Origin of the sequence: Pseudomonas sp. JV245A (genome assembly GCF_032424515.1) — a bacterium.
Taxonomy (GTDB): Bacteria; Pseudomonadota; Gammaproteobacteria; order Pseudomonadales; family Pseudomonadaceae; genus Aquipseudomonas; species Aquipseudomonas protegens.
On sequence record NZ_VYKE01000142.1, the window covers coordinates 1 to 13,028 of the forward strand.

General features: G+C 61.6%; 11 protein-coding genes and 1 other RNA gene. 4 read left to right on the forward strand and 8 right to left on the reverse strand.

The window, feature by feature from the left end; all coding sequences use genetic code 11:
• Positions 1 to 380: PAS domain-containing protein (locus tag F6S12_RS25680; protein WP_315869454.1), on the reverse strand; the 380-nt coding region annotated here is incomplete at its 3' end.
• A gap of 444 nt (positions 381 to 824) precedes the next feature.
• On the opposite strand from F6S12_RS25680, the gene F6S12_RS25685 reads away from it, so the two are divergent.
• The 3 genes from F6S12_RS25685 (at position 825) to F6S12_RS25695 (ending at position 2,682) form a co-directional block, all read left to right on the forward strand.
• The gene (locus F6S12_RS25685; RefSeq protein WP_011060220.1) at positions 825 to 1,139 is read left to right on the forward strand and encodes a helix-turn-helix domain-containing protein; all 315 of its coding nucleotides are present in this window, start codon (positions 825 to 827) and stop codon (positions 1,137 to 1,139) included.
• Between the two features lie 146 nt (positions 1,140 to 1,285).
• On the forward strand, positions 1,286 to 1,657 hold the full coding sequence (locus F6S12_RS25690; RefSeq protein WP_125062705.1) for a VOC family protein: 372 nt from the start codon (positions 1,286 to 1,288) through the stop codon (positions 1,655 to 1,657).
• Between the two features lie 131 nt (positions 1,658 to 1,788).
• Complete coding sequence (locus tag F6S12_RS25695) at positions 1,789 to 2,682, forward strand: DUF2167 domain-containing protein (protein WP_065363450.1); 894 nt, start codon at positions 1,789 to 1,791, stop codon at positions 2,680 to 2,682.
• Between the two features lie 55 nt (positions 2,683 to 2,737).
• Here the strand turns inward: F6S12_RS25695 and F6S12_RS25700 are convergent, their stop codons facing one another.
• A complete protein-coding gene (locus tag F6S12_RS25700; RefSeq protein WP_041752046.1) occupies positions 2,738 to 3,667 on the reverse strand; it encodes a DMT family transporter in 930 nt (309 codons plus the stop codon).
• Positions 3,668 to 3,772: 105 nt separating this feature from the next.
• Between F6S12_RS25700 and F6S12_RS25705 the strand changes: the two genes are divergently transcribed.
• On the forward strand, positions 3,773 to 4,639 hold the full coding sequence (locus tag F6S12_RS25705) for a LysR family transcriptional regulator (protein ID WP_161466689.1): 867 nt from the start codon (positions 3,773 to 3,775) through the stop codon (positions 4,637 to 4,639).
• Between the two features lie 53 nt (positions 4,640 to 4,692).
• Here F6S12_RS25705 and F6S12_RS25710 read toward each other — a convergent pair whose 3' ends face one another.
• The 6 genes from F6S12_RS25710 to smc all read right to left on the reverse strand — a co-directional run.
• Positions 4,693 to 5,196, reverse strand: coding sequence for a GrpB family protein (locus F6S12_RS25710; RefSeq protein ID WP_015634772.1), 504 nt, complete (start codon positions 5,194 to 5,196; stop codon positions 4,693 to 4,695).
• A gap of 192 nt (positions 5,197 to 5,388) precedes the next feature.
• Positions 5,389 to 5,485: signal recognition particle sRNA small type (gene ffs, locus F6S12_RS25715), an RNA gene on the reverse strand.
• A gap of 225 nt (positions 5,486 to 5,710) precedes the next feature.
• The gene (locus F6S12_RS25720; RefSeq protein WP_161466677.1) at positions 5,711 to 6,877 is read right to left on the reverse strand and encodes a putative zinc-binding metallopeptidase; all 1,167 of its coding nucleotides are present in this window, start codon (positions 6,875 to 6,877) and stop codon (positions 5,711 to 5,713) included.
• A gap of 120 nt (positions 6,878 to 6,997) precedes the next feature.
• Positions 6,998 to 9,364 (reverse strand): NAD-dependent DNA ligase LigA, encoded by a 2,367-nt coding sequence (gene ligA, locus F6S12_RS25725; protein WP_152686058.1) that lies wholly within the window; start codon positions 9,362 to 9,364, stop codon positions 6,998 to 7,000.
• A gap of 125 nt (positions 9,365 to 9,489) precedes the next feature.
• Positions 9,490 to 10,344 carry a cell division protein ZipA gene (gene zipA / locus F6S12_RS25730; protein WP_047284900.1) on the reverse strand — a complete coding sequence of 285 codons (855 nt, stop codon included), beginning with the start codon at positions 10,342 to 10,344 and terminating at the stop codon, positions 9,490 to 9,492.
• 246 nt (positions 10,345 to 10,590) lie between these two features.
• Positions 10,591 to 13,028 (reverse strand): chromosome segregation protein SMC (gene smc / locus F6S12_RS25735; RefSeq protein WP_315869455.1); only part of this gene is annotated, 2,438 nt, incomplete at its 5' end.

Here is a 13,028-nt window from a genome sequence, read left to right on the forward strand (position 1 = left end):
TCGGCGCGGCTGACCTGCTCTCGGCTTGGCTTGACCCGCACCGACTCGTAGCCCACCAGTTTTCCGTCCTCCAGGATCGGCGTGACATAGGCGCTGACCCAATAGAAATTGCCGTTCTTGCAACGGTTCTTCACCACACCCATCCAGCTCTGGCCAGCCTTCAGGTAACCCCACATCGACTCGAACACCGCCGCCGGCATGTCCGGGTGGCGAACCAGGTTATGGGTGCTGCCGATCAGTTCGGCCTGGCTGAAACCGCTCATCGCTGCGAACTCGGCGTTGCAGTACGTGATGTGACTGTTGATGTCGGTGGCGGATATGAGCCGCTGCTGGTCGGGAAAGGTCTGCTCAACAGAGGTGACCGGCAAATTGAGACGCACTTTAGAACTCCATAGACAGCCTGCGATCAACAGTTACCGGCACCCGGCAAGAGGCTGATTCGCGATGTACTTTCCTGGCGGTACGGCTCAATCGGAAGGTTCGCCCTGATTGCAGCCGTACAGCGGTTTGCGCGGCAGTTGACCATCGATTCGACGGAGATCAACTAGGATCAGATGAGGCGTCAGGTGGGGACGGCGGACGGAGCGTTGGCGGGATTTACGAGACGTTCGAGCCTCTGCCAAGTCCTTGGTTTAGGTGAACAAGGGAAATGCAATGATTTCTTGTTTCATAAACCAGCCTTCTGAAACTAGATCACCAAATACCTGTCCGAAGCGCCGATTCTACGAAATGCATCACATTTTGCAAAGCAAGGTGATGAACCATGGTGTTGTCTAATGCCAATATTTATCGTTAAGTTCTTGATTCTAAATGGGAATTGAGCGATGCAAATTTCAAGTTTGGGTGCAGCCATCAAGCGCTATCGAAAGGTAGCGGGGCTTACTCAGGCTGAACTAGGTGAAAAAACCGGTTTTGACCCAAAAACCATCAGCCGCTTCGAAACCGGCACCTACACCCCCAGCGTTGAAGCTCTATTTCTGCTAGCCGAAGTACTGGGAGTGAAGCTGAAAGCCTTCTTCGCCGATCTGGGCGACGAAGAGGAACAGCGGGCTTATTTGTTCGGTGTCATTCACAAAGCCACCCCGAAGGATCTGGGAAAGCTGATAGCAGCGGTAGACCAGGCCTTGTCCAAGCCTTGAGCCCCGCAACAAATCAACTCCAAGAGGCAGGTTTATCGACACCGATAAGCCGGCCTCTTTTTCAATCGACGACTCCTGACAGGAACTGACAGGCCAGCCCCCTAAGCTTGCGCCCAACGCACAACCCAAAGGCCTCTGGAGTCGCCATGATCACCAACACCTATTTCCTGCTCTACGTGGACAGCCCTGCCCTCAGCGCAGAGTTCTACAGCCGCTTGCTGGATAAACCGCCGGTGGAATCCGGCCCGACTTTCGCCTTGTTCATCCTCGACTCGGGGATCAAGCTTGGCCTCTGGTCCCGACACACTGTCCAGCCGAGCGCTCAGGCCGTCGGCGGTGGCGGCGAACTGGGCTGGGCCGTGGACAGCCGCGAAGCGGTGGATGAACTGCATCGGCACTGGCGAGCCCTGGGCATGACCATCGCCCAGCCGCCGACCCAGATGGATTTCGGCTACACCCTGGTGGCCCTCGACCCGGACGGCCACCGCCTGCGGGTGCTGTACCTGACCATCGACTGAGTCGCCAGCCCTGAAACAGCGCCGTATCGGCGCCAGACCCTGCAGCAAAATAAAACCGACCGCCACATTGAGCCGCCCGGCACTCATCGTTATCCTCCCCGCCAACTTGTCACAAAATGTAAGGGAATACGATGAAGTACCTGCGCCTCCTCATGGCCATGGCCGCCCTCTGCGCCATGCCCTTTCTTGCCAGCGCCGCCACCGCGCCCGAGAGCAAGGACGCCGAACCCCAGACAGCCGAACAGTTTCTCGCCTCGCTCTCCCCACGCCACGGCAACGTCAAGCTGCCCGGAGATATCGCCAGCCTCGATCTGAGCAAGGAGTTCTACTACCTCAACCCCAAGGACACCGAGAAGCTGCTCACCGAGGGCTGGGGCAATCCACCTGGCTTCACCACCCTGGGCATGATCGTGCCCAGCGCCGTCAGCCCGCTGTCCGCCGAAGGCTGGGGTGTGATCATCAGCTACAAGAACGATGGGCACATCTCCGACGACGACGCCGCGAAGATCGACTACCAGGACCTACTCAAGCAGATGCAGGAAGCGGACGAGGAAGACAACAAGCAGCGCCAGGAACAGGGCTACGGCGCCATTCACCTGTTGGGCTGGGCCGAGCAGCCAAGCTATGACGCACAGTCGCACAAGATGTACTGGGCCCGTGAACTCAAGGCCGAAGGCGCCCAGAGCCACACCCTGAACTACAGCATCCGCGTGCTGGGCCGCGAAGGCGTGCTGGAACTCAATGCCGTGGCTTCAATGGACGACCTGGACACCATCAAACGCGAGATTCCCAAGGTACTGGCCTTTACCAACTTCACCGACGGCAACCGCTACGCCGACTACAACCCGAGCACCGACAAACTGGCCTCCTACGGGCTCGCCGCCCTGGTGGCCGGCGGCCTCGCCAGCAAGGCAGGGCTCTTCGCCAAGCTCGGCGTACTGCTCCTGGCCGGCAAGAAATTCATCGTCCTGGGGGTACTGGGCCTTGCCGCCTTCATCGGCCGCCTGTTCAAGAAAAAGAGCTGAATCCCGCCCGGCAGCGCCCCGCCATTGCGCGGCGCTGTCACTTGCAAGGCCGGTACTAGCGGCCTTGCCCGGCAGGCACCTCATTGGCAGGTGTCGCCGACAAGCGCCGGCGCCACCGCCAACGCCCATCCAATTGCATCGCCATCACGCTACCCAGCACCACCGCCGCCCCCAGCACCACGCTGGACTGCAGAGTTTCGCCCAGCACCGTCGCCGCCAGCAGCATCGCCACCGGCGGGATCAGGTACATCGCGATCGACGCGCGGCTGACCTCGACCCGTGCCAGCACATAGGCCCAGGCCAGGTAAGCCAGTGCACTGGGAAACAGCCCCAGCAACAGCACCGCCAGGTTCACCCGTAGTGATGCCTGGGCCACCGCCTGCGTCAGCCCGGGGGCATACACCAAGAGCAGTAGCGTACCGCCCCAGACCATGTAGCAGACAGTGGTCAATACCCCATAGCGCCCGGAAAAGCGCCGCTGCAAGACGAAGTACAGCCCCCAGGAAAACGCCGCCAGAAGCACCAGCAGCCCTCGCGGCTCGATCGCCCCCAGGCCCTTGTCACCGGCCACCACCAGCACCGCCCCCAACAGCCCGATCACCACACAAAGCCAGCGCCAGCCACTGACCGGCTCCCTGAGCCAGAAAAACGCGATCAGCGTGCTGAAGATCGGCGCGGACTGCGCCAGCACGCTGGATGCTCCGGCGCTCAGCCCTTGCTGGCCGTAGTTGAGGCTGACGTGATGAAAAGCGATGGCGAAGAAACCCAGTACCAGCAACCAGGGCAGGTCGCGCCAGCGTGGCAGGGAGATCTTCAGCACCAGCGCCATTGCAGCCATGAACAGCGAGGCAATCAGGAACCGCAGCAAGGCCAGGTGCCCGGGGCTGTAGCCCTCCAGGCCGATATGGATGCCCACCGGCGAATAGGCCCAACACAGAATCACCGCAGCGGTGGCCAGCACCAGCTTGAACAGGGGCGAGAGCATCACGACACAGATATCCAGAGGCAAGAAGAGGACCTGCAGTGTCCCGCCCTGCACAACTCACCACAATTAATCGATACTGAGGTTATTCCTCACTGGAAATGAGCAATGGAACTGACCCAACTGAAAATGGTGAAGGCCGTGGCCCGCACCGGCAGCATTGCCCGAGCGGCCGAGCAACTGCATTGCGTGCCGTCCAATATCACCAACCGCCTCAAGCAGCTGGAAGGCGAGCTGGGCACCGAGCTGTTTACCCGGGTCGGACGCGGCCTGCGGATCAGCCCCGCCGGGGAAATCTTCCTCGGCTACAGTGAACGCATCCTGGCCCTGGTGGATGAAGCCAAACGTGCGGTGGACAACCAGGCCGAACCCAGCGGCCTGTTGCGCCTGGGCTCGATCGAGTCATGCGCCGGTGGGCACCTGCCTCCCCTGCTGGCGCAATACCACAAGCGCTATCCGAAGGTGAGCGTGGAGCTGGTGACCGGAACCTGGTCGCAACTCTTTGAAGAGCTGCTGCACCAACGCATCGACGGCGCCCTGGTGGCCATCGACAGCCTGCCGGCCAAACTGCAACAGACCGTGCTCTACCACGAACCCCTGGTGCTGATCTCCAGCGTCAACAACGCCCCTATCCGCAGCGCCAGCGACTTGCAGCACCACAACCTGTTCATGTGGCCGCCGGGCTGCCCCTATCGCCGCGCCCTGGAAAACTGGCTGGGCAGGCACGGTCTGAACCTGCCCATCACCGGCTATGCCAGCTGGGGCACCATCATCGGCTGCGTCAGCGTGGGGGCCGGGGTCTCGCTGATACCGGAAGGGGTGCTGGAGCGCTATTCGCAATCGGCCAACCTGAGCGTGCAGCGCTTCGACGACCTGCTACCGGTGGATAACCGTTTTGTCTGGCACAAGGATGTACAACACCATGGCGCCAGGGACGCCTTTGCCCAGTTGCTGCGGGAGCAGCTGGGGGCCTGACAGCCCGCAGCAACCTTGCAGGCAACACCGAGCATTTGGGCACAACGAGGCAGTCACGATGACTGAGCCCCCATCAGGGCGTCGATAAAGGGGGCCTTCTGCGCAAGGTACTCGCCAATGCCCTCGCGATTGCTGGCCTCAAGCCGAAACTTCAGATCCTGATACTGTTGGCGGATGCCGCTGTCCTGACGCAACAGATCGCGAAAGCGCAGCATGCGCCCCACCTGCTCATGACCGGCGACACAGACATGCACCTTGTGGGTGCGTATACCCTCTACATCGCGACGGTAAAAATGATGCCCGGGGGACAGATTGCTACCCCGGACATACCCCAGGGTCGCCATGAAGGCATTGCGCGCGGCTTCATCCACCTGCTCCGCGACCACCACCAGCAGATCGATTTCCGGCTTGGCCGCCAATCCTGGAACAGCAGTGCTCCCCACGTGATGAATATCCATCAGCTCGCAACCGAAGCCTTTGGCTATGCGCGCCTTCTCCCCTGCAAATGCCGCAGGCCAACGATCGTCATAGAGGGAGATCTTACTGGTTAGCGCCATGACCACTCCTTGATGCAAAGGCGTTGGATATTCCAGGAGCCCGCCGCCCGGGCCAACAGGACACAGGGATTGGCGAACCACAAACAAGGCGCACGACAACGGCACGTCAACAGAAATGCTGCACGAGCTCGAAGGTTGGCAGGAATTTTGATTCATCTCGTTGAGGACCAACGAGGAGCGTTATGGAGGCAACCCCACCAGCCACACCCCGGCACACAATGTTCCCGCTGTGGCTGCTGCCTTCCGGCTCTGACCAGGTTCACGGGTAATCGTTGCGGGGGGACCGATGGGGTCACCATAACGACGTTCGCCTGACGGCGAGCCGCGCCATTGTACCTATCTGAGTCGAACTTACAACCGCTGGCTGCAGATTAAAATTCGATGAGCTTCAAGCACTTGGCCGTGGCCCACCTGCCGTGGGGGCGAACTTACTGGCGAAACAGGCATCGCGGTGCATCAGGGAAATCGCGTTGGAGCCTTCGCGAGCAAGCTCTCCCCTACAGGACGGAGAGGATCACTCCAGGGACAGGACTTCGTCGGCGCGGCCGCCTTCCTGCTGGATCACCAGGTGAATGAAATGCAATTTGGCAATCACCGCGGGCGGCAGGATGAAGGGGTAGAAATCCGGTTGGCCCATACTGCGGGACAGTTCGTTGAGCATGCCCGCCAGTTCGATCCAGGCGTTGACGAAAGCCAGGAACGCCGGCCCGCCTGGATGCTGCGGATCATAGAGGCTGCTCAAGGGAAACGGCTGGTAGTCGAGGTCGACGTCCCGGGCGCTCATGCCGAACCCCAAGGCGGTGTCCACTGCATCCACCATGTGCAGGTAGTGAGCCCAGGTCTCCGCCCAGTCTTCCCAGGGGTGCATGGTGGCGTAGGCGCTGACATGGCTTTGCTGCCAGCCAGCTGGCGCGCCCTTCTGGTAGTGCCGCTCCAGAGCTTGCGCGTAGCTGTAGCGTTCATCGCCGAAGAGGCTGCGAAAGGCTTCCAGCCAGAGGCTGTTGGCTATCAACCGGTCCCAGTAGTAATGCCCCACTTCGTGACGGAAATGCCCGAGCAGGGTGCGGTAAGGCTCATGCATCTGGGCACGGATCTTTTCCCGGTGGGCGTCGTCGGCTTCCTTGATATCCAGCGTAATGAGGCCGTTGGCATGCCCGGTAACCGGCGCCCTGCCCTCCAGATCAACACCGATGAAATCAAAGGCCAGCCCGGCCTGCTCATCTTCGCCCTTGGGGATCACCTGCAGCCCCAGGTCAAGCAATTGCGCTACCAGCCGGCGCTTGGCAATTTCCACCTTGCGCCAGCGCTCCGGGTTCTCGGCTATGGACAGGTCGGGAATGGTGCGATTGAGCTTGCAGGCCACGCACAGGCTGTCGGTCAGATGCGCCGACAGCAGCCAGTTGCAGGCTGCCGGGGTATCGAGGTTGGCGCAACGCCTGAAGGCACCGGCTTCGGGCTTGGCATCCAGCACCCAGGTATCGCCCGCCGGCCCGGGCTGCAGGGAAGACAGCAGCCCCAGGTGTGGTGCGTAGCCAAGCATTGCCGAACAGGCCAGGCACTGGCTGTTGCGAAAGAACAGCGATTGCCCGCAGCGGCAGGACCATAGTTTGCTATTACGTGAACGGTCGCCGACGAAGGGTGCGGCGATCCGGGAACTGAGCTGCTCGAAAAAGCGGTACATGGCGAATCCTCCCTGGGGCTTGCCAAGACTAGATCATGGGCAAGCCTGTGGGGTTCCAAGATTCGTACCACTGCGCCGCTGGCGACGAGGCGCACCCGAAGGCACGGCAGCGGCTACAGGTCAGGTCGGGACGCCGTGCTCGGTCAGGAAAGCCACGAAGGCTTCTTCGTCCAGCACCTTGAGCCCCAGTTCGTTGGCCTTGGCCAGTTTGGAACCGGCGCCGGGGCCGGCCACCACGCAGTGAGTCTTCGCCGAGACCGAACCCGCTACCTTGGCACCAAGGCTTTCCAGCTTGTCCTTGGCCACGTCGCGGCTCATCAGTTCCAGGGAGCCCGTAAGCACCCAGGTCTGCCCCGCCAGCGGCAGGCCCGCAACCACCTTCTTCTCGCTCTTCCAATGCATGCCAAAGGCCTGCAGCTGCTGTTCGATGGCCTGGGCCAGTTGTGCATTGGCCGGGTTGTCGAAGAATTCACGCACCGCCTTGGCCTGCTTCTCTGGCAGCGCCTGACGCATATCCAGCCAGTCGGCCTCGATCACGCCTTGCAGTGAGCCGAACTTGTCGGCCAGTTTCTGCGCGGCGCCCGGGCCTACTGAAGGGATGTTGAGCTTGTCGAGCATGCCGCCCAGGGTGGTGCTGGCGGCGAATTCGGCGCCCAGTTCGCCCTGATCCTGCAGCACCAGGCCGCATTGATCTGCCGCCAGCAGGGAACCGATGACTTCCTGGTTATGACTGTCCTCAAAGAAGCTGTGGATTTCGTGAGCCACTTCCAGACCGACATCCGGCAGATAGGTCAGCACTTGCGGCAGTGCCTGCTGAACCCGCTCCAGGCTGCCCAGGGAGCGTGCCAGGACCTTGGCGGTTTCCTCGCCGACATCCGGGATACCCAGGGCATAGATGAAGCGCGCCAGGGCCGGACGCTTGCTGTCTTCGATGGCCTTGAGCAGTTTGTTGCTGGACACCTCGGCAAAGCCTTCCAGGTCGATGATCTGCTCGTATCTGAGCCTGTAGAGATCAGCCGGCGAGGCAATAAGGTTCTCGTCCACCAACTGTTCGATGGTCTTGTCCCCCAGGCCTTCGATATCCATGGCACGACGGGATACAAAATGGATGATCGCCTGCTTGAGCTGGGCCCCGCAGGCCAGCCGGCCAACGCAGCGATACACCGCACCTTCGCTGACGGTTTCCCGGCCCTTGCTGCGCTTGACCAGTTGCGTGCGCTCTACGTGGGAACCACAGACCGGGCAGCTCTCGGGGATCTGCACCGGGCGGGCGTTCTCCGGACGACGCTCGGTCACCACTTGCACCACTTGCGGAATCACGTCGCCGGCACGGCGGATGATCACCGTGTCACCGATCATCAAGCCCAGGCGCGCCACTTCATCCATGTTGTGCAAAGTAGCGTTGGATACAGTGACCCCGGCCACCTTGACCGGCTGCAAGCGCGCCACCGGCGTCACGGCGCCGGTACGACCGACCTGGAACTCCACGTCCAGCAGCTCGGTGAGCTCTTCCATGGCCGGGAACTTGTGGGCGATGGCCCAGCGCGGCTCCCGGGCACGGAAACCCAGTTCCCGCTGGGAGGCGATGCTGTTGACCTTGAACACCACGCCGTCGATCTCATAAGGCAACGCATTGCGCCGCTCGCCGATCTCGCGGTAGTAGTCCAGGCATTCGTCGATGCCCTTGGCCAGCCGCAGTTCACGACTGATGGGCATGCCCCACTGCTTCAACCGTTCAAGGTTGCCGATATGGGTGTCGGCGATATCCGCGCTGACCTGGCCCAGGCCATAGCAGCAGAACTCCAGGGGCCGACTGGCGGTGATCTTCGAATCCAGCTGGCGCAGGCTGCCCGCCGCTGCGTTGCGCGGGTTGGCGAAGGTCTTGCCACCCGCTTCCAGTTGCGCAGCGTTCAGGCGCTCGAAGCCGGCCTTGGACATGAACACTTCACCGCGCACTTCCAGGGTTGCCGGCCAGCCACTGCCTTGCAGCTTGAGGGGAATGTTGCGCACGGTACGCACATTGACGCTGATGTCTTCACCGGTGGTGCCATCGCCACGGGTGGCGCCGCGTACCAGTACGCCATCCTGGTACAGCAGGCTGACTGCCAGGCCATCGAGCTTGGGCTCGCAGCTGTACTCCACCGCCGCGCCGCCACCGAACAGATCACCGGCCGGCAGGTCCAGGCCTTCGTTGACCCGGCGATCGAACTCGCGCATGTCGACTTCCTCGAAAGCGTTGCCGAGGCTGAGCATGGGGATTTCATGACGCACCTGGGTGAAGGCCGAAAGCGCTGCGCTGCCGACACGCTGGGTTGGCGAATCGCTGGTCACCAGTTCAGGGTGCTCGGCTTCCAGGGCCTTGAGCTCACGGAACAGCCGGTCGTATTCCGCATCCGGGATGCTGGGTTCATCCAGTACGTGGTAGCGGTAGTTGTGCTGGTCCAGCTCAGCGCGCAGCTCAAGAATGCGGGTTTCGGCGGCGGTCATGGGGTTCTCTCACAAAGCAAAAGAGCAGCCTAGGCTGCTCGATCTGAAGATTGGGGCAAGGGCTTCGCTGGCAAGCCAGTTCCTGTACAAGCCAGCCCCTACATGGAGGGGCTGGCTCCAGGAGCTTAGCGCTTTTGGGTCAGGGCGCGGCGTTCGAATTCGACGATGCGCTGGCGGTAGTGTTCGATGGTCTGGGCAGTCAGGACGCTGCGTTGATCGTCCTTGAGCTCGCCATTGAGCTCCTGAGACAACTTGCGCGCCGCCGCCACCATCACGTCGAAGGCTTGCTTGGGGTGACGCGGGCCCGGCAGGCCGAGGAAGAAGCTGACAGCCGGGGTGCTGAAGTGGTCGATATCGTCCAGGTCGAACACGCCCGGCTTGACCGCGTTGGCCATGGAGAACAGCACCTCGCCGTTGCCAGCCATGCTTTCGTGGCGGTGGAAAATATCCATCTCGCCAAAACGCAGGCCGCTTTCCAGGATGTTCTGCAACAGGGCCGGCCCCTTGAAGCCGGCAGCGTCGCGGCAGATCACGCTGATCACCAGCACTTCTTCGGCTTGCGGCTGGTCCTTGTCGCTGTGGCTCGCGGACTTGCTTTCCTCAGCCGGGAAATCATCGTCGCGGCTGCTGAAGCTCGGGCCACTGTCCAGATCCAGGTCCAGGTTGAGGTCGCCCTGATGCGGCTCGCCACCGCGCTTGCCGCGCTTGGACGAAGAGCTTTCCCGCGGTTCGCGGGCAGGCATGCTGACCGACGGCAGGTCATGCTCGTCCAACTGCGGCTCTTTATGGGTATCCAGAACGCGGGGCGGGCCCAACAGCTCGGCACTGCCTTCATCGTCCGGCAGATTGGAAAGACTTCGATCAAGACGGAACTTCAACTTCCCCTTGCCGCCGCGCATACGCCGCCAGCCATCAAAAAGAATACCGGCGATAACAATAATGCCGATGACGATCAGCCACTCGCGCAGACCGATTTCCATGTAATCCCGTGCCTCTATAAAAAATGCTGAAAAATAAGGGGTTTACAATCTGCAAACCGCTTTAAAACGTGGCGCCAACTCTATGTTCTGAATGACGTTTTGCCCACGCATAGGAAAAATTGACATTAAACTAGCACGACCAAAGGCAACTTTACACCGTCTGTCGCAACGGCTAGGGCCAATATATCGATTGGCCAGCTGGGTAATGGGAAAAATCCCCCCTACAGTCGCCTCAGTCGCCCGGACTCAAGCGTCCACCATCGCCATCGCCTCCTCGACATCCACGGCTACCAGGCGCGAACAACCGGGTTCGTGCATCGTTACCCCCATCAACTGATCAGCCATTTCCATGGCGATCTTGTTGTGGGTGATATAGATGAACTGCACGGTCTGCGACATCTCTTTAACCAATCTCGCGTAGCGTCCAACGTTAGCGTCATCCAGCGGTGCGTCAACTTCGTCGAGCATGCAGAACGGCGCCGGGTTCAACTTGAAGATGGCAAATACCAGGGCCAATGCGGTCAATGCCTTTTCGCCACCGGAGAGCAAATGAATGGTGCTGTTCTTCTTGCCCGGAGGACGCGCCATGATCGTTACCCCTGTATCGAGTAGATCTTCGCCCGTCAGTTCCAAATAAGCGCTGCCGCCACCAAAAACTTTTGGAAAGAGCGCCTGCAAACCGCCGTTGATCTGATCAAAGGTATCTTTGAATCGATTACGGGTTTCCTTGTCGATCTTGCGGATCACGTTCTCCAGGGTTTCCAGGGCCTCCACCAGGTCGGCGTCCTGGGCATCCAGATAGCGCTTGCGCTCGGACTGCTGCTGATATTCGTCGATGGCCGCCAGGTTGATTGCGCCCAGGCGCTGGATCCGTGCGGCAATCCGTTCCAGCTCTTCTTCGGCGGCCTGCTCGCTGGCTTCTGCGGTCAGGGTCGCCAGCACGCCGTCCAGGTCGTAGCCGTCGGCCAGCAGTTGCTCCTGCAAGGTCTTGCGGCGCACGGTCAGGGCTTGCCACTCCATGCGCTGCTGCTCCAACTGGCCACGAATCAACTGCGACTGCTGCTCGGCCTGGTTGCGGCGCTTCTCGGCATCGCGCAATTCGCGGTCGGCATCTTCCAGGGCGATCTGCGCGGTCTTGAGCTCCACATCCACGGTCATGCGTTTTTCCAGCAGCTCTTCGAGCTTCAGGCGCAACTCTTCCAATGGCGCCTCGCCTTCTTCCAGGTTGAGGCTGAGTTGTTCGCGCTTCTCGGTCAGACGCTCGGATTGCAGCTCCAGACGCTCCAGAGCCTGCCGGGTGGAATCGTGCTGGGCCTTGAGCGAGCCCATGCGCACTGCCAACTGGTGGGCGTGATCCTTGTGCTGGCGCGCTTCCTGGCGCACCCGGTCAAGACGCTCGCGCAGGCTGTCGCGCTGGGCCAGCAGCAGCTCACGCTGCTCGGTGTCCAGGGCCATGCTGTCGAGAGCGTCCTGCAATTGCAGGCGCGCCTCCCCAATCTGTTCGTGTTCCAGCTCGCGCTGTTCGCCAAGCTCCACCAGTTCTTCATCGAGACGGGTACGCCGCAAGGTCAGTTGTTCGGCCTTGGCCTTGCCGGCAGACAGCTTGGCCTTCAGCTCACCTTGCTGGCGGGCTTCGTCCTGCAGCAGACGGCGCAGATGCTCGCGACCGTTCTCCTGCTGGCGCTGCTGGGCCCGCAGGTTGAGCAACTGGCTTTCCAGGGCCTCGACACTGGCTTCGCGCTCATCGCGCTCCTGGGTCAATTGCTGGATTTCCTGACCCCGGGCCAGCACGCCGCTTTCCGCTTCGCTGGCTCGGCGCACCCGCAAAAAATGCCGGCCGACCCAGTAGCCATCGCGGCTGATCAGGCTCTGTCCGGCAGCCAGTTGCCCACGCAAGGCCAGGGCCTGTTCGAGGTTTTCCACCGGTTTGACCTGACCCAGCCAAGGCGACAGATCCACCGTGGATTCCACCTTGTCCAGCAAGCTGCCGGGGATGCGCATTGCATCGCCTTGCTGGCTCAGCAGGCGCAGATCGCCTTGCTGGAAACCCGCGAGGTCAAGGCCGGTAAAATCGTCCACCAGCACCGCCTGCAGATCGGCGCCAAGCACGGTTTCCACCGCCAGCTCCCAGCCCGCTTCCACATGCATGCCATCGGCCAGGCGCGGACGCTCGGCCAACTGCTGCTCACGCAACCATTCGGCAGTGCCAGTGGCGGGGTCCAGCGCGGCCTGCTGCAAGGCTTCCAGGGAGGCCAGCCGGCCATTGAGGCGCTGCAATTCACCCTGGGCCTGCTGCTGTGCCTGGGTCGCCTGCTGCAATTGCTGACGCAGTTGTTCCAGGCGCTCGACCTGGGACTCCTCGCTGGCTTGCAGGTCTTCCAGGGTCGCCTCACTGGCGGCCAGTTGTTCGTTGAGTTCGAGGATCGCCGCGTCTTCTGGGTCGGCCGAAAGCAACTCGCGCTCCTCCCCCAGGCGCCGTTGGCGCTCGGACAGCCGCTCCATGCTGCCTTCGAGCTGCTGGATGCGCGACTGCTGCACTTCCGCCTGGCGCCGCGGCTCGGCGGAGCTCAGGTTGAAGGCGTCCCACTGCTCCTGCCAGCCGTGCATGGTGGTTTCGGCTTCTTCCAGGGTTGCGGCGGCTTCTTCGGCCGCAGCGGCGGTGACTTCCTGCTCGGGTTCGAGCA